The organism is Eggerthia catenaformis OT 569 = DSM 20559, assembly GCF_000340375.1.
GTDB classification, from domain to species: Bacteria; Bacillota_I; Bacilli_A; order Erysipelotrichales; family Coprobacillaceae; genus Eggerthia; species Eggerthia catenaformis.
Genome location: NZ_KB446648.1, coordinates 440,444 through 465,356, shown reverse-complemented (window position 1 = coordinate 465,356; position 24,913 = coordinate 440,444). Strand labels below are relative to the sequence as shown.

Below are 24,913 nucleotides of genomic sequence, written 5' to 3'. Positions count from 1 at the left end.
ACAAAAAAAGAGGGGGATGCCCTCTCTCTGCCCGGCAGCGTGCTCCTTTCGCCCTCTCGGACTATCTTCGCCGCTGTGATGCTTAACTTCCGTGTTCGGTATGGGCAACGGGTGTGTCCATCACGCCTTCACCACCGGATCTCTCGACGGTCCCTCAAAACCGGATTCCATACTTCTCGCTCTCTGACTCTCTCTCCGGTCAGGTCCTCGGCCTATTAGTGCCGGTCCGCTCAGCACGTCACCGTGCTTGCACTCCCGGTCTATCCACCTCGTCGTCTTCAAGGGGCCTTACCCTTTCGGTGGGAGGTCTCATCTCGGAGGGGGCTTCGCACTTAGATGCCTTCAGCGCTTATCCCTTCCGGACTTGGCTACCCAGCTGTGCCGCTGGCGCGACAACTGGTCCACCATCGGTCCGTCCGCCCCGGTCCTCTCGTACTGGGGACAGCTCTCCTCAGACCTCCTGCGCCCACGACAGATAGGGACCGAACTGTCTCACGACGTTCTGAACCCAGCTCGCGTACCGCTTTAATGGGCGAACAGCCCAACCCTTGGAACCGACTTCAGCTCCAGGATGCGATGAGCCGACATCGAGGTGCCAAACCTCCCCGTCGATGTGAACTCTTGGGGGAGATCAGCCTGTTATCCCCAGGGTAGCTTTTATCCGTTGAGCGACGGCCCTTCCATTCGGCACCGCCGGATCACTAAGCCCGACTTTCGTCCCTGCTCGACCTGTCTGTCTCGCAGTCAGACACCCTTATGCCTTTGCACTCGCTGCATGGTTTCCATCCATGCTGAGGGTATCTTTGGGCGCCTCCGTTACTCTTTAGGAGGCGACCGCCCCAGTCAAACTGCCCGGCTGGCACTGTCCCGTCGCCCGTCTCCGGCGTCCGGTTAGAGCCTAGATGCGCCAAGGGCGGTATCCCAACGTCGGCTCCCCCTGCGCTTGCGCGCCGGGTTCTCTGCCTCCCGCCTATCCTGTACATCACGCACCCAGGTCCAATGCCAACCTGCAGTGAAGCTCCATGGGGTCTTTCCGTCTAGTCGCGGGCAGCCTGCATCTTCACAGGCACTAAGACTTCACCGAGTCTGCAGCCGAGACAGCGCCCAAATCGTTACGCCTTTCGTGCGGGTCAGAACTTACCTGACAAGGAATTTCGCTACCTTAGGACCGTTATAGTTACGGCCGCCGTTTACTGGGGCTTCGGCTCGGAGCTTCGCTTTCGCTCACTCCTCCCCTTAACCTTCCAGCACCGGGCAGGCGTCACCCCCTATACTTCGGCTTGCGCCTTCGCAGAGAGCTGTGTTTTTGGTAAACAGTCGCTTGGGCCATTTTTCTGCGGCTCGCCTCTCAGCGAGCACCCCTTCTCCCTAAGTTACGGGGTCATTTTGCAGAGTTCCTTGGCTGCAGTTCTCTCGCTCACCTCGGGATTCTCTCCCTGCCCATGTGTGTCCATTTTCGGTACGGGCCGTATGTCGTTATTGCTAGAAGCTTTTCCTGGAAGATGCTCCTCGGCTTTCCGTACTTGCCTCAGCTTTCCGTATGCGTCACGCCTTCCCCTTATCAGAAACCGGTTTTCCCTGGTCTCCGGGTCTCTCGCTTACACCGGCTCTTCCGTCCGCCGGCACCGCCTTGCTTCTCCGTCACTCCTTCACCGCCATACGGGTACGGGAATCTCCACCCGTCTTCCATCGGCTGCGCCTCTCGGCCTCACCTTAGGTCCCGACTCTCCCAGGGTGGACGAACCTTCCCCTGGAATCCTTGGGCAATCGGTGTGTGGGATTCTTACCCACATTTCGCTACTCACGCCGGCATTCTCTCTTCCATGCGCTCCAGCCGCCCTTCCGGTCTGCCTTCGCCGCTGCATGGAACGCTCCCCTACCGCAGTCTCCTGCCCAGAGCTTCGGTGTCATGCTTAGCCCCGGTAAATTATCGGCGCGGAGTCATTCGACTAGTGAGCTGTTACGCACTCTTTCAAGGATGGCTGCTTCTGAGCCAACCTCCTAGCTGTCTGCACATCTCCACTTCCTTTTCCACTTAGCATGCACTTTGGGACCTTAGCTGCTGGTCCGGGCTGTTTCCCTCTCGTCTACGGACCTTATCACCCGCAGACTGACTGCCGCGCTTCTCCTCTGGGAACATTCGGAGTTTGATTATGCTCAGTACCGCGGGATGCGGCCATCGCATATTCAGTGCTCTACCTTCCCCAGCCACCGCGCGACGCTAGCCCTAAAGCTATTTCGGGGAGAACCAGCTATCTCCGGGTTCGTTTGGAATTTCACCCCTAGCCACAGGTCATCCGCCAACGTTTCAACGGGGGTCGGTTCGGTCCTCCATCGGGTCTTACCCCGACTTCAACCTGCCCATGGCTAGCTCACCCGGTTTCGGGTCTGCCCCGCGCGACTTCCGCCCTCTTCGGACTCGCTTTCGCTCCGGCTCCGCATCTTCTGCTTAACCTCGCCGCGCACGGCAACTCGCCGGCTCATTCTACAAAAGGCACGCCATCACCCTCTTGCGGGGCTCTGACTTCTTGCAGGCATATGGTTTCAGGTTCTCTTTCACTCCCCTCCCGGGGTTCTTTTCACCTTTCCCTCACGGTACTCGTTCGCTATCGGTCGCGCGCTAGTGTTTAGCCTTTCGGGATGGTCCCCGATGCTTCCGGCAGGATTCCTCGTGTCCCGCCGTACTCAGGATCTCTGCTCGCTTCCTCGCTTGCGCCTTCGGGTACGGGTCTCTCACCCTCTCCGGATGGGCTTCCCTGCCCATTCCCCTGACGCCTTCAATTCCGCTCTTCGCAGCTCCTTCTACCCCGCATCTCTGCGGTTTGGGCTCGTCCGCTTTCGCTCGCCGCTACTTACGGATTCTCTTTTGATTTCTCTTCCTACAGGTACTCAGATGTTTCACTTCCCTGCGTCTCGCTCCTGCGGGGCCCCTTTCGTTCGCCCCGCGGTGCTCCCCTCTTAGAGGAGCGGGTTCCCCCATTCGGATATCGCCGGATCTTTGCCTGCCTGCGGCTCCCCGGCGCATTTCGCCGCTTGCTGCGTCCTTCTTCGCCTTCGCGCGCCTATGGCATCCGCCATACGCCCTTTCTTTCCTGACCTTCTCTTGTCTTTCTTCTATGAGCTTGAGTTCTCTGCTTTTTTTCTTGCTGTTTCTCTTGCTTTTCTCGTTTCTTAGCTTTTTGCCCACAACAGATTTCAGACTCTCTTCTATCATCTCTGATCTCTTCTCTGAATTCTCTGTTATGTGTTTCGCAGAAAGTCTGATCTTCCGATCAGCCTTCCTTCTTGCTTGAAATATGTTATCCGGTTTTCAGGGACCCTCCCTTGAGTGTCTGAACACTCATAACCAAGTAGAAACGCTCTCTTCTCCCTAGAAAGGAGGTGATCCATCCCCACGTTCCCGTAGGGATACCTTGTTACGACTTCACCCCAATCATCAGCCCCGCCTTCGACAGCTCCCTCCCCTTGCGGGGTTGGGCCGCCGGCTTCGGGCGTTGCCGACTCTCATGGTGTGACGGGCGGTGTGTACAAGGCCCGGGAACGTATTCACCGCAGCATGCTGATCTGCGATTACTAGCGATTCCAGCTTCGTGCAGCCGAGTTGCAGGCTGCAGTCCGAACTGTGAACGGGTTTCTGGGCTCCGCTCCGCCTCGCGGCTTCGCCTCCCTCTGCTCCGTCCATTGTAGCACGTGTGTAGCCCAGGCCATAAGGGGCATGATGATTTGACGTCATCCCCGCCTTCCTCCCCCTTACAGGGGCAGTCCCGCCAGAGTCCCCATCCTGAATGCTGGCAACTGGCGGCAGGGGTTGCGCTCGTTGCGGGACTTAACCCAACATCTCACGACACGAGCTGACGACAACCATGCACCACCTGTCTTCTCCTCCTTCCCTTTCGGCAAGGTCTCGCGCGTCTCCGCGCGATCGGATCGATGTCAAGGCCTGGTAAGGTTCTTCGCGTTGCTTCGAATTAAACCACATGCTCCACCGCTTGTGCGGGCCCCCGTCAATTCCTTTGAGTTTCATCCTTGCGGACGTACTACTCAGGCGCGATACTTAATGCGTTGGCTTCGGCACCGGGATGTGACTCCCGACACCTGGTATCGATCGTTTACAGCGTGGACTACTAGGGTATCTAATCCTATTTGCTCCCCACGCTTTCGGGAATGAGCGTCAGTGCCGGACCAGACCGCCGCCTTCGCCACCGGTGTTCCTCCATATATCTACGCATTTCACCGCTACACATGGAATTCCGCGATCCTCTTCCGCACTCCAGGCGCGCGGTTTCCATAGCCGCCCGAAGTTTAGCTTCGGGCTTTTACTACGGACCTTCGCGTCCGCCTGCTCCCTCTTTACGCCCAATGATTCCGGATAACGCTTGCCACCTACGTATTACCGCGGCTGCTGGCACGTAGTTAGCCGTGGCTTTCTCGCAGAGTACCGTCACGAAAAGCGCATTTCCTCGCTCTCCCGTTCTTCCTCTGCAACAGAGCTTTACAGCCCGAAGGCCTTCCTCACTCACGCGGCGTTGCTCGGTCAGGGTTCCCCCCATTGCCGAAAATTCCCTACTGCTGCCTCCCGCAGGAGTCTGGGCCGTGTCTCAGTCCCAGTGTGGCCGTCCGCCCTCTCAGGCCGGCTACGCATCGTCGCCTTGGTGGGCCTTTACCCCGCCAACTGGCTAATGCGCCACAGGTCCATCCGTCAGCTGTCCCCGAAAGGACACTTTAACTCAACGAGGATGCCCTCCTTGAGCCTATGCGGTCTTAGCAGCCGTTTCCAGCTGTTGTCCCCCTCTGACGGGCAGGTTCCCCATGTGCTCCTCACCCGTTCGCCACTGGCTGCCTTATGGCAGCCCGTTCGACTTGCATGTATTAGGCACGCCGCCAGCGTTCATCCTGAGCCAGGATCAAACTCTCCATCTCTTTTTTGATGAAAAGCCTCTCTCGGCTCTCTTCTTTATCTCTTTTCTTTCTGACGCGTTTCTACTCAGTTTTCAGTGTTCCGTCTCCAGCCCGCCTCGCGGACTGCCTGTTTATATTATCAGGTATTCCCTCTCTTGGCAAGTACTTTTTTGAAAAAATGTGAAAAATATCTATCAAATAAAAAAGCTTCATAAATATCTATGAAGCTTTCATATTTAAGTGCTTATTTTTCATACAATTTCTTATAAACATCAATAAATTCCTGCGCTAAATCAATAACAACTAAACCGCACATTAAATGGTCCTGTGCATGAACCATTAATAAGTTAAGCGGAGCCTTTTCTCCTCTGATTTCTGCCTGAATCATTTCAGTCTGTGCATGATGTGCTTCATTAACTGCTTCCTTAGCTGTATTTAATGATTCATCTGCTTTTCCCAACTCACCGGCTTTAGCATACTGAATAGCTTCAATTGCTGAACTTCTTGCACTTCCTGCATTAACAATCAAGTTAATAATTACTTGTTCCTGTTCATCCATTTTTTAAATCTCCTTTTATCTTTATATAATCATAATACCATTTTGATTAATTTATTTCAATATTATAATTGTCGTTTATCAATAAGTCCAAAATTCATTAAAGCACGAGTAATACCCTCACGATCTATTGAATCAGTGATATAATCAGCTACTGATTTTGCCTCTTTTACAGCATTCCCCATAGCCACACCTAAATTAACCTCTTCAAGCATTTCAATATCATTTCTACCGTCACCAAAAGCAATTGTATCCTCCATAGAGCCATTCAATGTTTCAACGAGTTTTCTAATTCCATTAGCCTTTGACACACCTCTTAGCGTTAAATCAAACGAATAATCAGACTGGTGTCTCTGAATATCAAAATATGGAGATAAGGCTTGTACCATCTCAACTGTTTCTTTCTTATCATTAAGGACTATCATACCAATATATGCTTCAATCTGATAAGGATCAAAACAATCAACAGTCACTTCAGGCTTCATTCCCCAGTTTTTAGCAAATTGAATATGATTTAAATCATTCTTATCCCTAATATAAATATGATTGTTACTTTCAAAATAAAAATTCCAGTTTTTATCCTTAGAGATTCTGATGGTTTCATCAATAGCTCTCCCGGGAATCACTTGTTTATAGAGACATTTACCATTATATTCTACATAAGCTCCATTACATGTAACATAACCGTTAAACGGATAAAATGATACACCATCAACTATAAAGCAGCGACATCTTCCTGTTGCTAAAAAAACATCATGTCCCAATTCTTTTAATTCATTTAAAGATTTCATTGATGCTTCAGTAATGGAACGAATACCCAGCTTCATATCTATTAAAGTGCCGTCAATATCAAAAAACAGTTTTTTACTCATAACTATACCTCGTGGCCTATTATAGCATAAAAAAAGAAGGTATCAAAGATACCTTCCATTACTCTATTCAATAATTTCAGTAACGTTACCGGCACCAACAGTACGTCCGCCTTCACGGATAGAGAATCTTGTACCGTTTTCAATAGCGATTGGGTGAATTAATTCTACATCTAATTCAACATTATCGCCCGGCATAACCATTTCAACACCTTCTGGTAATTCAATAACACCAGTGATGTCAGTAGTTCTGAAATAGAACTGTGGTCTGTAGTTAGCAAAGAATGGAGTATGACGTCCACCTTCGTCTTTGCTTAATACATAAACCTGAGATTTGAATTTCATATGTGGCTGAACTGAACCTGGTTTAGATAAAACCTGACCTCTTTCAATCTGATCACGGTTAATACCTCTTAAAAGAACACCGGCATTATCACCAGCCATTGCAAAGTCTAACTGTTTTCTAAACATTTCGATACCAGTAGCTACACTAGTCTGAGTTTCATGGATACCAACAATTTCAACTGGATCATTTAAATTTAACTGACCACGTTCTACTCTACCAGTAGCAACAGTACCACGACCTGTAATAGTGAACACGTCTTCAACCGGCATTAAGAATGGCTTATCAGTATCACGAACTGGATCTGGAATATAACTATCCATAGTATCTAATAATTCCTGAATTGGAGCTGACCATTCCGGATCACCTTCTAATGCTTTTAAAGCTGATCCACGAATTACCGGAGTATCATCTCCAGGGAATTCATATTCATTTAATAATTCACGAACTTCCATTTCAACTAAATCGATTAATTCTTCGTCGTCAACCATATCACATTTATTTAAGAATACGATGATATAAGGTACACCAACCTGACGAGATAATAAGATATGTTCTCTTGTCTGTGGCATAGGTCCATCAGTAGCAGCAACTACTAAGATAGAACCATCCATCTGTGCTGCACCAGTAATCATATTTTTGATATAGTCAGCATGGCCTGGACAGTCAACATGTGCATAGTGACGGTGTTCAGTCTCATACTCAACGTGTGCAGTATTAATAGTGATACCTCTTTCCTTTTCTTCTGGAGCGGCATCAATCTGGCTGTAATCTTCAAATTTTGCCATACCTTTGCTAGAAAGATATTTAGTGATTGCAGCTGTTAATGTAGTTTTACCATGGTCAACGTGACCAATAGTACCAACGTTTACGTGAGTTTTCTCACGATTAAAATGTTCTTTTGCCATTTTAAGGTTTCCTCCTATAATTTTTCCTTAATTTACACAACATATAATAAATGATTTATTAGGAAAAAGCAACATAATTCTTTAAATCGAATTATTCGCTAGCCCCTGCTTTTTTTATAATTTCTTCTCTAATTGACTTAGGAACCGGTTCATATCTATCAAACTGCATTGTATAGTTTCCACGTCCCTGAGTAAATGAACGTAAATCAGTAGCATAACCAAACATTTCAGAAAGCGGTACAGAAGCTGCAACAACAATTGCATTACCTCTTTCTTCCTGACCATCAATCATACCACGACGAGAAGAAACATCCCCCATAACGCTACCTAAGTATTCGCTTGGAGCAATAACTTCTACTTTCATAATCGGCTCTAAAATGACCGGAGCACACTTCTTGGCGGCATTCTTCAACGCCATAGAAGCAGCAATCTTATATGCCTGTTCAGATGAATCCACATCATGATAAGAACCATCAAATAGAGTTGCTTTAACATCTAATACCGGGAATCCGGCAATAATACCATTCTGAAGAGCATCTTCAAGACCTGCAGCAACAGCACCAATATATTCTCTTGGTACAGTTCCGCCAACGATAGCATCCACGAATTCAAATCCTTTGCCTTCATTAGGTTCAAATTTGATCCATACATGACCATACTGACCACGACCACCTGACTGACGAATATACTTACCCTCAACTTCAGCAGACTGAGTAATAGTTTCTCTGTATGCAACCTGTGGTGCTCCAACATTAGCTTCTACTTTAAATTCTCTCTTTAATCTATCAACAATGACATCTAAATGTAATTCACCCATACCGGCAATAATAGTATCACCAGTTTCCTGATTTGTAGAAGTTCTAAAAGTTGGATCCTCTTCAGCAAGCTTAGCTAAAGCTGTACCAAGCTTATCCTGATCTGCCTTTGTTTTTGGTTCAATAGCCAATTCAATAACCGGTTCCGGAAATTCCATATTTTCTAAGATAACAAAGTGATCTTCATCACATAAAGTATCACCGGTTGTTGTATTCTTGAAACCAACAGCAGCAGCAATATCTCCTGCATAAACAGAATCAATTTCTTTACGTGTATTGGCATGCATTAATAAGATACGTCCTAAACGTTCTTTCTTATCTTTAGTAGAATTTAATACATAGCTTCCTGATTCAGCAACACCTGAATAAACACGGAAGAAAGTCAGCTTACCAACAAAAGGATCTGTCATAACTTTGAAAGCTAATGCAGAGAAAGGTTCTTCATCACTTGCATGACGAACAACATCATTTCCATCTTCATCCGTACCATCAATAGCAGCAATATCAGTTGGTGCAGGTAAATAATCAATAACAGCATCCAGCATAGGCTGTACACCCTTATCCTTATATGCAGATCCACATAATACAGGGAATAATTCAACTGCTAATGTCCCTTTACGAATAGCTGCTTTAATTTCTTCAATAGAAGGTTCTTCACCCTCTAATACTTTCATCATAAGATCATCATCAAAATCAGCAGCAGTCTCTACTAATTTTTCTCTATATTCCTGAGCCTGTGCTAACAAATCTTCAGGAATATCTCTTTCAACGACTTCCTCGCCGTCTTTACCTTCAAAGTACATTGCCTTCATTGTTAGTAAATCAATGATCCCCTCAAAAGTATCTTCAGCACCAATTGGCAGCTGTAAAGCTACAGCATTAGCACCTAATCTCTTATTAATAGATTCCAGTGACATGATAAAATCAGCACCGGTAGCATCCATCTTATTAGAGAATACAATTCTAGGAACTTTATAAGTTGTTGCCTGTCTCCATACAGTTTCAGTCTGAGGCTCAACACCAGCTTTAGAATCTAGAACCGTTACAGCTCCATCAAGTACACGTAACGATCTTTCTACTTCAACAGTAAAATCTACGTGACCTGGAGTATCAATAATATTAAGTCTGTATCCATTCCAATGTGCTGTAGTAGCAGCAGAAGTGATAGTGATACCACGTTCCTTTTCCTGCTCCATCCAGTCCATCTGTGAACCACCATCATGTGTTTCACCAATCTTATGAATACGACCGGTGTAATAAAGAACACGCTCAGTTGTTGTTGTCTTACCGGCATCAATATGAGCCATGATTCCAATATTACGAGTTTTTTCTAATGGATATTCACGAGCCATTGTTTTTCTCCTTTGTTAAAATTTATATTACCAACGGAAATGTGCAAAAGCTTTATTAGCTTCAGCCATTTTATGTGTATCTTCTTTCTTCTTAACAGAAGCACCTGTTCCGTTAGAAGCATCAATAATTTCATTAGCAAGACGTTCAACCATCGTTTTTTCATTTCTTAAACGTGAATACTGAGTCAACCATCTTAAGCCTAATGTCATTCTTCTTTCTGGAGAAACTTCTACCGGCACCTGATAGTTAGCACCACCAACACGTCTTACCTTTAATTCAAGTACAGGCATAATGTTGTTGATTGCTGCATCAAATACTTCCATAGAAGGTTTTTCAGTTTTTGTTTCTACTAATTTAAATGCATCATATAAGATGTTTTGTGCTACACCCTTTTTACCATCTATCATAATATTATTGATTAATTTAGTAATCGTTTTGCTATTATAAATTGGATCAGGTAAAACATCTCTTTTTGCAATACGTCCTTTTCTAGACATTGGTTAATCCTCCTTCTTTAAATCTTTTATTTCTTAGGCTTCTTAGCTCCATAACGAGAGCGAGCCTGCTTACGATCTTTAACTCCGGCACAATCCATAGTACCACGAATAATATGGTAACGTACACCTGGTAAATCTTTAACACGTCCGCCACGAATAAGAACAACTGAGTGTTCCTGTAAGTTGTGTCCGATACCAGGAATATAAGCAGTTACTTCAAGTCCGTTAGATAATCTGACACGGGCATATTTACGTAATGCTGAGTTTGGCTTCTTAGGTGTCATTGTAGCTACACGAGTACATACACCACGTTTTTGAGGTGAGTTTAATTTAGTAGGTCTCTTAGCCAATGAGTTAAAACCTCTATTTAAAGCAGGTGACTTACCTTTTCTTACTTTTTCACTACGTCCTTTTCTGACTAACTGATTAATTGTAGGCATTATTTTCTCCTTTCTTTCTAACACACAATTCCGGGTGTTTCAAATTTCATAGTTTTAAATAAGTGCTCACTAATTAGCACCTTAGTTATAATAAAAGAAACTTTTCTTAAAGTCAATATTTTTTTAAACAATTTATTTATTTTTACTTATCCTTTTTTAATGCACTATTACCCGTTTTTTACTATAATAATAAAAAGGAGGATTTTTTATGAATAAAATACTGTTTTTTGATATTGATGGGACTCTTATTTCAGATAGAACCTATAAAATACCACTAAGTGCCATTGATGCTATTTCTAAAGCAAAAAAGAATGGTCACTTGTGTTTCCTATGCACCGGAAGAAGCTACGGTATGACAAAAGAAGTCAGCACAGCAGGCATTGATAATGCTATTATTACCAATGGGATGGGAATCATTTTAAACAAGCAACCTATTATTCTTCATACTATTGATAAATTAATTGTTAGTAAAACTCTTCAGCTTATTGAAGAGATGAATGGAGGCTATCAAATAATTGACTGGCAATATGGCTATCAGAATGCTTATAACTACGCTAATTCTAAAAAAGCATTTCTTGATCGTTTTCCGGATATAGATCCGCTTTATTTCTTTAATCAGAAAGGAATGAAATCACTGGCAGAATATCCTGAATCAGATATTCTTAAAATAGATGTTACTCTTAATTCAGAAGAAGATGCAAAAAGATTTAATCAGGAACTTGATCCTTCCCTTGAAATGACATGGGCAGGAGGATACACCAATCATACTGCCAATGCCGGTGAACTTGTTTCTAAAGGATATAATAAAGGAACCGGTATTAAAGAACTTATTAATTATCTGCATATGGATATTAAAGATACAATTGCTTTTGGAGACTCATCTAACGATAAAGAAATGCTTAAAACAGTTAATACTGCTGTAGTTATGGGGAATGGCAGTGACGATATTAAGCAATATGCTGATTTTATTACTGACGATATTGATAATGATGGTCTTGCTAAAGCAATGGAGTCTTTAAACCTTATCTAATTTATAAAAATAATTGTTGAGCAATGAAACATTACTATGTATAATGCCTGAGTACAAGAGGTGTGAATTGATATGAAAATAAATAAAAAATATCGACAGACATATCATGCCAATGTTCCTTCAGCGTGGTCAAACGATCCCAATGGCATGATCTTTTATAAAGGAAAAGCACATATGTTTTTCCAGCATTATCCCCATGCTGCAAAATGGGGTATTATGCACTGGGGGCATTTTGTCTCAGACGATTTCATTAAATGGAAAACTCTCCCTATTGCTTTATATCCAGATCAGGAATACGAAAAAGAATGTGGATGTTGTAGCGGTACTGCTATTGAAGCAGATGGCATTCTCTATATCATCTATACAGCTGCCCAGATCAATCATCAAAGTCAATGCTTAGCTTATTCAGAAGATGGCATTCATTTTACTAAATATGAAATGAATCCTATTATGATTGCTGAAGATTTGTCTGATGAGATTTCTCCAAGAGATTTCAGAGACCCTAAAATTTTTAAAAAAGACAATATGTATTACTGTATTGCAGGTACAAGACTTTTAGATGAGGAAGATAAGCTGAAGTTTAAATCTTTTAAAGATCTGCCTCATTCCTCTGATATTAATATTAACAATGTTGCCGGAAGTAATGCTTATGTACACGGTTATGGTAATCTCATATTATTAAAATCAGATGATCTCAAGCACTGGAGCTATATAGGACCTCTTTTACGTCTGCAAAAAGAAATAAGAGAAGCTTTCTTCAAATTAAATGGAGTCTTTGAATGTCCGGATTATTTTGAAATAGATGGACAGGAAATTTTATTAGCTTCACCACAGAATTATCCTTCAGCAGGGCATAGTTTCAATAATCTGCATTCATGTATTTATGCGGCAGGTCATCTTAATTTACAAACAGGAAATTTTGTTGTTCATAAAACCGATGAAATTGATCATGGTTTTGACTTCTATGCACCTCAGACTTTAAAAACTGATGACGGGCGTATTATTCTCATTGCCTGGAAAGAAATGTGGGATCGTACTTATCCTACTGAAACTGATCAATGGATTGGAAGCTATACTCTTCCTAGAGAACTCTATTATAAAAATAATCATCTCTACCAGTCACCTGTAAGAGAAATTATGAACTATCGGAAAAATAAAAAAGAAGTGAAAGATATTACTTTAACTAATGGTTCTATTTCATTTAAAGATATTGAAGGTAATAAGATAGAGCTTATTGCCGATATTGGCTTAGGATCTTCTATGCGTACAGGCTTTAAACTCATGCATTCAAAAGAACATGCCGTCTATATTTATTATGATAGAAGTGAAAAAGTTCTTGTCTTTGACAGAAGTAATTCCGGTTATGAAATTTTTGGCAGAGAAGATGAAACAGCTATTAGAAAATGTGACATTTATGATAGTCACTATCTTAATCTTCATATTTTTATTGATGTTTCTTCTATTGAAGTCTTCATCAATAATGGTATTGATACAATGACCGGCAATATTTATGGTGATCCAAAAAAGGATATAGGTATTACTTTTTTTGCAGATAACGGAACAACAACATTAGATTCATTGATTAAATATGATATTGTAGTGGAATAAATTATTCCACTTTTTTCATACTTACTCAATTTTATTGTTTAAATAACTTAAATTGGTTATACTTATTGAAAAGAGGTGAAAGATAATGAAAGAATTTACACAAGAAGAACGCTATCGTGTCTTAAAAAGTCCTGATGAAATTAAAGATCTTCATCAGCGTAATGCTCAATCAATCTACCGCCAGACTTATCATGTACAGCCGGTCACCGGTCTATCCAGTGATCCTAATGGATTTGTCTATCATAATAATTTATGGCATCTATTTTATCAGTGGACACCATGGGGAGCTGTCCATGGCTTAAAATATTGGTATCATGTTACTTCTAAAGATCTTGTTCATTGGTCAAATAGAGGAATCGGTCTTTCTCCAGGAGATACATTTGATAATAAAGGCTGTCATTCCGGATCCGGAATAGCTTTAAAAAATGATCTTTATCTCTTCTATACAGGCAATCATCGTGATGAAAAATGGATTAGGACACCTTATACTTGTGCTGCTAGAATGGATGAAAATGGAAAACTACATAAACTAAAAGAACCTCTCTTTGGACCAAGACCTGATTATGCAGAGCATCAACGTGATCCTAAAGTCATTTATCATAAACAAAAGGATATGTATTATATATTTATTGGTGCAATGACACTTGATAAAAGAGGAACAGTCTTAATTTATCAATCAAAAGATCTATTATCAGGATGGCAGTTTTCCGGAGAATTAAAAGTACCCGGCTATGAAAACTTTGGCGGCATGTGGGAATGTCCTTGCATTGAAAATCTTAATGGACAGGATATTCTGATTTTCTCTCCACAGTATACAAAACTTCCTGAAAGAGGAAATAGTACAAATCATAATGTTTATTTAACCGGACAAATGGACTATGAGACGCTGACCTTTACTCCATCAGGACCTTATCATTATCTTGATTACGGTTTTGATTTCTATGCTGCTCAGTTTGCTGCCAACGTCAATAGCAATGACCATGCTATCATGATCAGCTGGATCGGTCTTCCCGACAATCATTATCCTAGTGCTGAAGATGAATGGGAAGGCACAATGACTATCCCTAGGGTCGTATCTCTAAAGGATGGATATCTATATCAACAGCCTCCGGAAGAAATGAAACTATTAAGAAAAGAGCCTATTCCTACTGAAGGGCATCTTCCTGATACCTGTGAAATAGAGGCTTTATTTGATGGAGAAGATACTGATTTTAATCTCTTTACAAATCAAAACAGTCATGGATTAAAAATTCATTATCAATCAGATACTCATACCTTGACTTTTGATAAAAGTCATATGAAACTCCGCTTTAACCAACAAGTATTTGAAATATTGAATATAAAACTGGCGGAAGACTTAAAAAATATGCAGATATTTATTGATAAATGTTCTTTAGAAGTATTTATTAATGATGGAAAATATACTTTCACAGCACGTCTTTTCCCAGTTAAAGAAGAACATAATTATGTATCAGATCATCATGTAAAACTAACTATATATCCTTTAAAAGAATCTGTACAAGATAATTTTATATTATAAAAAGATATGCACAATGCATATCTTTTTTAAGTTTATTCTTTATTTGCAGAAATAAATTCTTCCGGTTCATTAAAGAAGCTATCTTCAGGATTATAGTTTTCTGACATTTCTTCAGACTTTTCTAAAGCTTCCATTTTTCTAGCTATTTCTTTTTCATGAGCTAAAGTTTCTTTGGATTTTAGAGGTCCTCTTAATCCGGTACCTGCCGGAAGCAGATGTCCGATAATAACATTTTCCTTTAATCCCTTAAGCGTATCCACCTTTCCTTTGATAGAAGCATCCGTAAGAATACGTGTTGTTTCCTGGAATGATGCTGCAGATAGCCATGAATCAGTGTCTAATGATGCCTTAGTAATACCTAGCAGAATTGGTCTTGCCACTGCCGGATGTTTTCCCTCTTTAAGAACTTCTTTATTAAGCTTTGTAAATTGCTGAACAGTTAAATGTTCACCGGGAAGTGCATGTGTATCTCCGCCTTCAATAATTCTCATACGCTTAAGCATTTGAGAAATAATAATAGCAATATGCTTATCAGAGATTTCAATACCTTGCATTCTATAAACTTTCTGTACTTCTTTTAAAATATAGTTTTCAACAGCATGACTGTCAGCTACTTCTAAAAGTTCTTTAGGATCTATTGATCCTTCAGTAATCTTATCCCCGACATGAATTTCCTTACCTGCTGTTACTCTCAACTTATCATTCTTCTTAGCAAGATAAGTCTTAGATTCAAGTTCATTAGTAATTGTTACTTCCGGTCTTTCATCTTTATTTAAAGTAATACTTGTAACTGTCCCATCAATTTCAGAAATTACTGATCTTGATTTAGGATTGCGGGCTTCAAATAATTCCTGAATACGAGGCAGACCTTGTGTGATATCTTCTCCGCCGGCAACACCGCCCATATGGAAAGTACGCATAGTCAGCTGAGTACCGGGCTCACCAATTGACTGAGCAGCCATAATACCTACTGTCTCTCCAATTAACACTTCCTGCCCTGTCGCTAAATTACGTCCATAGCATTTCTGGCAAAGACCATCTTCAGCACGACAGCCAAAGATAGATCTGATTTCTACATCTTTAATACCGGCATCAACAACATCCTGTGCCAAATATTCATCCATCATTTCATTAGCATGAACAATAACTTCACCTGTTTCCGGATGAATAATATCCTTTACTGAATAGCGTCCAACAAGTCTATCATATAATGGTACAATAACATTATTATCAGCCGTATTAACTAATTCAGAAACAATAAAACCGCGATCTGTTCCACAATCTTCTTCAGTAATAATAACCTGTTGTGCAACATCTACTAAACGTCTTGTCAGATAACCGGAGTCAGCTGTTTTCAAAGCAGTATCTGTAGAACCTTTACGAGCTCCATGAGTAGAGATAAAGAATTCTGATGCAGTCAAGCCCTCTCTTAAAGCAGATTTAATTGGTAATTCAATAGTTTCACCTTTAGGATTACTCATCAGTCCACGCATACCAACCAACTGCGTGAAGTTAGAAATATTACCTCTGGCTCCTGAATCAGACATAATAAAGATTGGATTGCTTCGATCAGATTCAAACTCTACCTTAACAACATCAGTAACTTTATTCTTAGTCAGTTCCCATAAATCAATAACTGCTTTATAACGTTCTGATTCTGTCAGTTTACCTTTAGAATAAAGCTTTCTGATAACTTCAATCTTAGTATCAGCTTCATCAAATAATTTAAATTTATCATTAGGAATCTGAATATCAGCTGCTGATACGGTAATACCGGCAATCGTTGAATAATGATATCCCTGATTCTTCATCTTATCAAGCATAGTTGATATATGTGCCTGTGACATATGAGACTTCTTATAAGCTTCATTAATAATTGATTCAAGAGTCTTTTTACCAAAAGGCAATAATGGTTCCTGAGCTGCAATATGTGCCTTAATATCAGTTCCATAAGGAACAAAATATCGATCCGGAGTAGCAGTTAAATTATCTCTGCTGGTATCATTAATAAACGGGAATTCCCCTTCAAAAATCAAATTAAAGATAATCTTACCAACAGATGTAATTAAAAAACTATTATTCTGCTTTTCAGTAAATGTCTCATTATGTAATGAAGCCCCTCTAATCGCAATTCTAGTATGCAAATGTACAGTCTTAGCATCATAAGCCATTAATACTTCATTCACATCAGCAAAAACTGTTCCTTCACCAATTTTACCGGCAACTTCAGTTGTCAGATAATAATTACCCAAAACCATGTCCTGAGATGGAGTAACAATAGGCTTACCATCCTTAGGACCTAAGATGTTATTAGAACCAAGCATTAACTGTCTGGCCTCTTCAATCGCTTCCTCACCTAAGGGAACATGAACAGCCATCTGGTCACCATCAAAGTCAGCATTAAAAGCCGGACACATTAATGGGTGTAAACGAATAGCACGTCCTTCAACAAGCTTAGGCTCAAAAGCCTGAATACCTAATCTATGTAATGTAGGAGCACGATTTAATAATACCGGATGCTGTTTAATAACTTCTTCAACAACAGCCCATATTCTATCATCCATCTTATCAATCATTCTTTCAGCAGCTTTAATATTAGTTGCTAATTCATGTTTAACAAGACCGGAGATAATAAATGGTTTAAATAAATTAACCGCCATCTCTCTTGGAATACCACACTGATACATTTTTAAATCAGGTCCAACCGCAATAACTGAACGTCCTGAATAATCAACACGCTTACCAAGCAAGTTCTGTCTAAAACGTCCCTGTTTACCTTTAAGAGTATGAGAAAGAGATTTTAATGCTCGTCCGCCGGCACCGGTAATAGGTTTGCTTCTTCTACCATTATCAATTAAAGCATCTACAGCTTCCTGAAGCATACGCTTTTCATTCTGTACAATAATTGATGGAGTTCCTAATTCCAATAATTTCTTTAAACGATTATTTCTCGTAATAACACGTCTATATAAATCATTGAGATCACTAGTCGCAAAGCGTCCGCCATCTAACTGAAGCATTGGTCTTAAATCAGGCGGTATAACCGGAAGAACATCCATAATCATCCATTCCGGCTGATTCATAGAAGCTCTGAATGATTCAATCGCATCCAGTCTCTTTAAAAGCTTTGCACGTTTTTGACCCTGTGCTTCTTTTAATTCTTTATTAATCTCTTCATATTCTCTATCAAGATCAACTTTCTGAAGTAATACCTTAATCGCTTCAGCACCAATTTTAGCTTCAAACTGATTACCAAACTTATTATAGCAATCACGATAATCTTTTTCAGATAATACCTGCTTATATTCAAGAGGTGTTGTTCCTTTATCAGTAACAACATAGCTTACAAAATAGATAATCTCTTCCAGCTGCTTAGCAGACATATCAAGAATCAATCCCATACGAGATGGAATACCCTTTAAATACCAAATATGGGCAACAGGTGTAGCTAATTCAATATGACCCATTCTTTCACGACGAACAGAAGATCTTGTCACTTCAACACCGCATCGGTCACAAACGACACCCTTGTATCTAATTTTTTTATACTTTCCACAACTGCATTCCCAATCCTTCATCGGACCAAAAATTTTTTCACAGAATAATCCGTCTTTTTCAGGTTTTTGAGAACGATAGTTAATTGTCTCAGGCTTTCTAACTTCCCCATGAGACCATTCACGAATCTTATCAGGAGAGGCTAAGCCAATCTGAATTGATGAAAAATTAGTACTCATTATTCTTCCTCCTCATCCGCAAATGCTTCATTTTCCAGATTTTCATCTGTTATACCTTCCTCGTCATATAACATAGAATTATCTTCAAAAGTTTCTTCAGATTCAGTGCCTTCAGCAGCAGAGTCTTCCTTTCCTTCCTCCGGTTTCTTCTCATTATCAAAACTGCGAGGGAAACGGCGTTCTTCATCTTCAATATTACTCATATGTACTTCTTCACCATCGTTATCTAATAAACGAACATCTAAAGCAAGTGCCTGTAACTCTTTGACCAGTACTCGGAATGATTCAGGAATCCCCGGCTCCGGCAACTGCTGTCCCTTAACAATAGCTTCATAAGTCTTTACACGTCCAACCACATCATCAGATTTCACTGTTAACATTTCTCTTAATGTATAGGCAGCACCATAAGCTTCAAGTGCCCAAACTTCCATTTCACCAAATCTCTGACCGCCATTTTGAGCTTTACCGCCTAATGGCTGCTGAGTAACTAATGAATAAGGACCAACACTTCTCGCATGTAATTTATCATCAACCATATGACATAGCTTAATAAAATACATAACACCAACACAGATAGGATTATCAAAATATTCACCGGTTAATCCTGAAATAACACGTTGTTTGCCATCCATAGGCACATTGGCTTCTTTCATAATATCACTTAAATCATCCGGTCTGATACCATCAAAAGCTGGAGTAGCAAAATACTGTCCGCCTAATTCTCTGGCAGCATATCCTAAATGTAATTCTAATACCTGACCAATATTCATACGTGATGGTACACCTAATGGATTTAACATAATATCTAACGGTGTTCCATCCTCTAAATGAGGCATATCTTCAATTGCCAGAATTTTAGAAATAACACCTTTGTTTCCATGTCTTCCGGACATCTTATCACCTTCAGAAATCTTACGTTTCTGAATAATGTAAACCTTAATGACACGATTAACACCCGGCTGCATTTCATCACCGTTTTCACGTTCAAAAACTTTAATATCATGAACAATTCCGGCACCGCCATGTGGAACTCTTAATGAGTTATCTTTAACTTCTCTGGACTTTTCACCAAAGATAGCTAATAAAAGTTTTTCTTCTGCCGATAATTCAGCCTGTCCTTTCGGAGTTACTTTACCAACAAGAATATCCCCTTCTTTTACTTCAGCACCAATACGGATAATACCTTCAGCACTTAAGTTAGAACGAGCTTCTTCACCGACGTTAGGAATATCTCTTGTGATTTCTTCCGGACCAAGCTTAGTCTCACGACATTCAATCGCATACTCTACAATATGAATAGAAGTATATAAGTCTTCCTTAACAAGACGTTCACTCATTATAACAGCATCTTCATAATTATAACCGTTCCATGTCATAAATCCTACCAAGACATTCTGTCCTAATGCAAGCTCTCCCTGTTCCATTGAAGGACCGTCAGCTAAAACATCACCTTTTAATACATGTTCACCCACTTTAACAATAGGCTTGTGGTTAATACAAGTACCGGCATTAGAAATAGTGAATTTAAGCATTCTATAAGAACGTTCCTGTCCTGTTTCATCACTTCTGACAGTTACTTTTTTAGCATCTACATAACTAACAGTCCCTGCTTCTTTAGAAACGACAGCAGCTCCGGAATCTCTAGCTGCCTGATATTCCATACCGGTTCCTACATAAGGAGCATGAGGATTTAATAAAGGCACAGCCTGTCTTTGCATATTACATCCCATCAAGGCACGTGTTGCATCATCATTTTCTAAGAATGGAATACATGATGAAGCAACCGATACAATCTGTTTTGGAGAAATATCAATAAAATCTATTTCTTCCGGCTTAGCCATTACGTTTTCACCTAAATGACGAGAAATCACCTGTTTATCTAATATTTTTCTATTTTCATCTAATTCAACCTTAGCCTGTGCAATGACATAATTTCTCTCTTCGTCAGCAGTTAAATAACGAATATCATTTTCATCAATAATACAATTATTCACTTTTCTATATGGTGTTTCAATAAAACCATATTTATTCACCTTAGCATAACTTGCTAAAGTAGAAATCAAGCCAATGTTAGGACCTTCAGGTGTTTCAATCGGACAAATTCTTCCATAGTGTGAAGTATGTACATCTCGTACTTCATAACCGGCACGATCTCTTGATAATCCGCCTGGTCCTAAGGCTGATAAACGTCTCTTATTTGTAAGCTCAGCTAATGGATTAATCTGATCCATAAACTGAGATAATTGAGAACTTGAAAAGAATTCTTTAATAGCAGCTGTTAATGGTCTGATATTAGTTAAAGACTGAGGAGTAACACTCTCAATTTCAGAAAGTGACATTCTCTCACGAACAACTCTTTCCATTCTAGATAAACCGATTCTAAACTGATTCTGGACAAGCTCACCTACAGTACGTACACGTCGATTCCCTAAATGATCAATATCATCTAATAAGCCGGCACGACTCATTAAATTAACACGGTCAGCATCCTGTAAATCAATAGAATCAAAAATATCTACTAAATTAAGCATATATGAATAAGAAGCAAGCATATCAGAAACAGTAATATACTTACATGTTAGTGATAAATCTGTACCAATCACTCTCATCTTCTTCTGTTTTGTCTCATCTAAATAAACATCCAGTACCTGAATAATACTATGAGAATCCATAGCAGAATTGATTTTAATCTCTCTTGTATGAGCACCGGCTTCAAATACCTTACGCAAAATATCAATTTTATCTTTAGATATTAATGTCCCTTCTTTCATAACAATATTGCCATCAATATCAATAACATCCTCTGCTAATACTCTATTCATAATACGATCAAGCAGACTTAATTTTTTGCTTAGCTTAAAACGACCTGCTTTTGCTAAATCATATCTCTTTGGATCAAAGAAACGTGTATAAAGCAAAGTATTTGCACCTTCTAAAGTAGCAGGTTCTCCCGGTCTTAACTTATTGTAAATCTCAGTTAAGGCACTATTCATATCTTCAGTTGTATCTTTTTCAAAAGTATTTCTCAGGAATTCATGATCACCGAAAACATCAATGATTTCTTCATTGCTCGAAAGTCCTAAAGCTCTTAATAAAATTGTCCCCGGAATTTTCTTTTGTCTATCAATACGAACATTTAATACATTTTTAGTATCATTTTCAAACTCAAGCCAAGTTCCTCTACTAGGAATAACCTGTCCTGAAAATACTGTTTTACCAATTTTATCAGTTCCATCAGCAAAATATGCACCTGGAGAACGCACTAACTGTGATACAATTACACGTTCAGCACCATTAATAACGAATGTCCCAGAGTCCGTCATTAAAGGGAAGTCTCCCATAAAGACTTCATTTTCCTTAATTTCACCGGTCTGATTATTAACCAATCTTAGAGTAGCACGTAATGGTGCAGCGTAAATTGCATCTCTATCCTTTGATTCATCAGCATCATATTTCGGTTCATCAAAACGACAATCAACAAACTCTAATGAAAGAGTATCATTGAAACTTTTAATAGGATAAATATCCTCAAAAACCTCTTTGATTCCTTCTTCCTGGAACCATTTAAAAGAATCAGTCTGAATTTCTACTAGATTTGGGAGATCTAATGATCCAGTAATTCGTGAATAATTACGTCGATGAATTCGACTTTCTAAATGTGGTACATTCTTTTCCAAGTTCTGATTCACTCCTTTTATATTCTCTATCTATATAAAAAGTAGCTAAAAAACGCTGCTTTTACATATGAGTAGGCATCTTAGAATGCTAGCATACACTAGTTCTAAAGTCAATAATTATTTATAAAAAAATAATTTTTTATCTCATTAGCAGCGTTCATTTATCTTTGTGAACAAAGAATATAATATCCCTTATCTCTTTTTAATATCTCACAAAAGCCATAAGTTTCTTCCATCAGCCTTTTAGCACTGGGTGCCCCTTGTTTCTTCTGAATAACAATCACCAGTTTCCCTTGATTATTCAAATGATCATAGCTGTCTTTAATAATCTTTCCAACAACTTGCTTTCCTGCCCTGATAGGAGGATTAGAAATAATAATATCAAAGCTATTCTTTACTTCTTCAAGACAATAACTATTATAAGAAATAATATTATTGAGATGATTTAAACGAATATTTTCCTGAGCTAAAGATAATGCTCGATTATTTATATCAATCATCTCTACATATAAAGAGGGATAAGCTTTTTTTAAACTTATTCCCATAGCTCCATAGCCACATCCTATATCAAGCAATGATTTTTCATCATTAATTTCAATAGCTTCTAATAAAACATGGCTGCCATAGTCTACCCGATCTTTTGAAAATACGCCATGATCTGTAATAAAAGAAATAGAATGATTACGATAATAGAATTCTATCTGTTTCTTTTGTGAAATAAGATCTACATTGTCCGTATAATAATGATTCATAATTTTATAAAAAAAGCCCCAAAGGGCTTTTTTCTGTCAAAGATTATTTTACTTCTACAGTTGCACCGGCAGCTTCTAATTCTTCTTTGATTTTAGCTGCTTCATCAGCTGGGATATTTTCTTTGATTGGTGAAGGTGCCTTATCAACTAAGCCTTTAGCTTCTACTAAGCCTAAGCCAGTAATTCCTCTTACAGCTTTGATAACCTGAACTTTTGAAGCACCGATATCAGTTAAAGTAACTGTAACGCTCTTAGGTCCTTCATCTTCCTGAGCTGCACCGGCAGCAGCCACAGCAACTGGAGCAGCAGCTGTAACATCAAATTTTTCCTCGATTGCTTTTACTAAATCATTTAATTCTAAGATTGTAGCTTCCTCTAAATAAGCTAAGATATCTTCATGTGTTAATTTTGCCATTGTATTTTCCTCCAAATATTTTTTTATTCAGCAGCAGCTTCTGCTGCTTCTTCTTTCACCGGCTCTGCGACAGCAGATCCTTCAGCAGGCTTAGCATCCGCTACAGCCTGTACTGCTCTAGCAAACTTTGCGACAGGAGCCTGTAATGTACCAAGTAACATTGAGTACATACCCTTTCTGTCCGGTAATGCTGAGATTGCCTTAACTTCATCAACATTTAATAACTTACCTTCAACAATTGCCGATTTGATTACCAAATTCTTATGCTTTTTAGCAAACTTTGCCAGTACTCTTGCCGGAGCAACTGCATCATCAGTACCAAAAGCCATTGCATTAGGTCCAACAAGGTATTCATTCAATTCAGTTTTTCCTGTAGCTTCTGTTGCGCGCTTTACCAGCTTATTCTTATAGATTTTTAAATCTACATTTTCTGCTCTTAAAGCACGGCGCAATTCAGTAACTTCAGCAACAGATAAACCACGATATTCAGCAACTACTACAGACGCTGAATTATTAAGCTTATCAGTGACTTCATCAATGATTGCCTGTTTCTGTGCTAATACTTCTTCTTTAGCCATTCTTGCACCTCCATAAAATTTATCGCAACAATATACACGCTATATAAAAACGCTCCTAACCATAGAGGAGCGTTGTCATCAAATGACAATACTACCTCGGTAACATATTAAGCATTAAGCTGTTACTGTCTACGGTATATTGATTGCATCAATTAAATTGGGATTTTATCCCTGAATTCTGATTGCAGGTCCCATAGTAGCTGAGATTGCAATATTTTTAATATAAGTTCCCTTAGTAGCAGACGGCTTAACTCTTACAATTAAGTCATGGATTGCATTATAGTTTTCTGCTAACTGCTGAGCGCTAAATGAAACACGTCCCATAGGTATATGTACATTTCCATCTTTATCAGTTCTGTAGTTAACCTTACCGCCTTTTGAATCCTTTACTGCCTGTTCGATATCCATAGTAACTGTACCAGTCTTAGGGTTAGGCATTAATCCTCTAGGACCTAAAATTCTACCTAATTTACCTAAGCCGGCCATCATGTTTGGTGTTGCAATTACAACATCAAAATCAAGCCATCCGCCGGCAATCTTATCTAATAAATCCTGAGATCCTACATAATCTGCACCGGCAGCTGTAGCTTCATCAGCTTTTGCTCCTTCAGCAATAACTAAAACAGTCTTTGTTTTCCCTGTTCCATGTGGTAGTACTAAAGCCCCACGCAACTGCTGTTCTGCATGTCTAGTATCTAAGTTTAAATTAAATACTGCATCAACAGACTCATCAAATTTTGCTGTAGATGTCTTTTTTACTAATTCAACTGCTTCCTCTATTGAATAAGCTTTATCTTTTTCAATCAATTGAGCAGCTTCTAAATATTTTTTACTTTTTTTCTTAGCCATATTTTCCTCCTTAAGTGGTCTTAACGGATTGACCTCCCACTGTAATGACG

15 protein-coding genes, 3 rRNA genes and 1 other annotated feature are annotated in these 24,913 nt (G+C 40.0%); of the genes, 3 read left to right on the top strand and 15 right to left on the bottom strand.

The window, feature by feature from the left end; all coding sequences use genetic code 11:
• Window positions 1-29 precede the first annotated feature (29 nt).
• The 9 genes from rrf to rpsL form a co-directional block, all read right to left on the bottom strand.
• A 5S ribosomal RNA gene (rrf, locus tag HMPREF9943_RS07055) occupies window positions 30-139 on the bottom strand.
• 56 nt (window positions 140-195) lie between these two features.
• Window positions 196-3,098, bottom strand: a 23S ribosomal RNA gene (locus HMPREF9943_RS07050).
• Window positions 3,099-3,374: 276 nt separating this feature from the next.
• Window positions 3,375-4,920: ribosomal RNA gene (locus HMPREF9943_RS07045) — 16S ribosomal RNA — on the bottom strand.
• The 16S, 23S and 5S rRNA genes sit together here, the layout of an rRNA operon.
• Window positions 4,921-5,143: 223 nt before the next feature.
• Complete coding sequence (locus HMPREF9943_RS07040; RefSeq protein ID WP_004803436.1) at window positions 5,144-5,458, bottom strand: PTS lactose/cellobiose transporter subunit IIA; 315 nt, start codon at window positions 5,456-5,458, stop codon at window positions 5,144-5,146.
• A gap of 62 nt (window positions 5,459-5,520) precedes the next feature.
• A complete protein-coding gene (locus tag HMPREF9943_RS07035) occupies window positions 5,521-6,327 on the bottom strand; it encodes a Cof-type HAD-IIB family hydrolase (protein WP_004803434.1) in 807 nt (268 codons plus the stop codon).
• Window positions 6,328-6,390: 63 nt separating this feature from the next.
• Entirely contained in the window at window positions 6,391-7,575 is a 1,185-nt protein-coding gene (gene tuf / locus HMPREF9943_RS07030) for an elongation factor Tu (RefSeq protein ID WP_004803433.1), read from the bottom strand.
• A 91-nt stretch (window positions 7,576-7,666) separates the two neighbouring features.
• Window positions 7,667-9,742, bottom strand: coding sequence for an elongation factor G (gene fusA / locus HMPREF9943_RS07025; protein ID WP_004803428.1), 2,076 nt, complete (start codon window positions 9,740-9,742; stop codon window positions 7,667-7,669).
• Window positions 9,743-9,769: 27 nt separating this feature from the next.
• Window positions 9,770-10,240, bottom strand: a complete 471-nt coding sequence (gene rpsG, locus HMPREF9943_RS07020; protein WP_004803425.1) for a 30S ribosomal protein S7 — start codon at window positions 10,238-10,240, stop codon at window positions 9,770-9,772.
• 26 nt (window positions 10,241-10,266) lie between these two features.
• On the bottom strand, window positions 10,267-10,680 hold the full coding sequence (rpsL, locus tag HMPREF9943_RS07015; protein ID WP_004803423.1) for a 30S ribosomal protein S12: 414 nt from the start codon (window positions 10,678-10,680) through the stop codon (window positions 10,267-10,269).
• A 208-nt stretch (window positions 10,681-10,888) separates the two neighbouring features.
• Here rpsL and HMPREF9943_RS07010 point away from each other — a divergent pair, with 208 nt between their 5' ends.
• The 3 genes from HMPREF9943_RS07010 (at window position 10,889) to HMPREF9943_RS07000 (ending at window position 14,858) form a co-directional block, all read left to right on the top strand.
• Complete coding sequence (locus HMPREF9943_RS07010) at window positions 10,889-11,710, top strand: Cof-type HAD-IIB family hydrolase (RefSeq protein ID WP_004803421.1); 822 nt, start codon at window positions 10,889-10,891, stop codon at window positions 11,708-11,710.
• Between the two features lie 72 nt (window positions 11,711-11,782).
• Window positions 11,783-13,318: a glycoside hydrolase family 32 protein gene (locus HMPREF9943_RS07005; protein WP_004803419.1), complete on the top strand. Its 1,536-nt coding sequence runs from the start codon at window positions 11,783-11,785 to the stop codon at window positions 13,316-13,318.
• Window positions 13,319-13,403: 85 nt separating this feature from the next.
• Window positions 13,404-14,858: a sucrose-6-phosphate hydrolase gene (locus HMPREF9943_RS07000; protein WP_004803405.1), complete on the top strand. Its 1,455-nt coding sequence runs from the start codon at window positions 13,404-13,406 to the stop codon at window positions 14,856-14,858.
• A gap of 32 nt (window positions 14,859-14,890) precedes the next feature.
• Here HMPREF9943_RS07000 and rpoC read toward each other — a convergent pair whose 3' ends face one another.
• The 6 genes from rpoC to rplA all read right to left on the bottom strand — a co-directional run bounded on the left by rpoC (window position 14,891) and on the right by rplA (window position 24,863).
• Entirely contained in the window at window positions 14,891-18,592 is a 3,702-nt protein-coding gene (gene rpoC, locus HMPREF9943_RS06995) for a DNA-directed RNA polymerase subunit beta' (protein ID WP_004803403.1), read from the bottom strand.
• Window positions 18,592-22,269 carry a DNA-directed RNA polymerase subunit beta gene (rpoB, locus tag HMPREF9943_RS06990; RefSeq protein ID WP_004803401.1) on the bottom strand — a complete coding sequence of 1,226 codons (3,678 nt, stop codon included), beginning with the start codon at window positions 22,267-22,269 and terminating at the stop codon, window positions 18,592-18,594. The genes rpoC and rpoB overlap by 1 nt, the downstream gene beginning before the upstream one ends.
• Window positions 22,270-22,430: 161 nt before the next feature.
• Window positions 22,431-23,021, bottom strand: coding sequence for a class I SAM-dependent methyltransferase (locus HMPREF9943_RS06985; protein ID WP_004803399.1), 591 nt, complete (start codon window positions 23,019-23,021; stop codon window positions 22,431-22,433).
• Between the two features lie 43 nt (window positions 23,022-23,064).
• Window positions 23,065-23,436 carry a 50S ribosomal protein L7/L12 gene (gene rplL / locus HMPREF9943_RS06980; protein WP_004803398.1) on the bottom strand — a complete coding sequence of 124 codons (372 nt, stop codon included), beginning with the start codon at window positions 23,434-23,436 and terminating at the stop codon, window positions 23,065-23,067.
• Window positions 23,437-23,459: 23 nt separating this feature from the next.
• Complete coding sequence (rplJ, locus tag HMPREF9943_RS06975) at window positions 23,460-24,014, bottom strand: 50S ribosomal protein L10 (RefSeq protein ID WP_004803396.1); 555 nt, start codon at window positions 24,012-24,014, stop codon at window positions 23,460-23,462.
• A 34-nt stretch (window positions 24,015-24,048) separates the two neighbouring features.
• Window positions 24,049-24,167, bottom strand: a sequence feature (ribosomal protein L10 leader region).
• Between the two features lie 12 nt (window positions 24,168-24,179).
• Window positions 24,180-24,863, bottom strand: a complete 684-nt coding sequence (rplA, locus tag HMPREF9943_RS06970; RefSeq protein ID WP_040402734.1) for a 50S ribosomal protein L1 — start codon at window positions 24,861-24,863, stop codon at window positions 24,180-24,182.
• Between the last annotated feature and the right edge of the window lie 50 nt (window positions 24,864-24,913).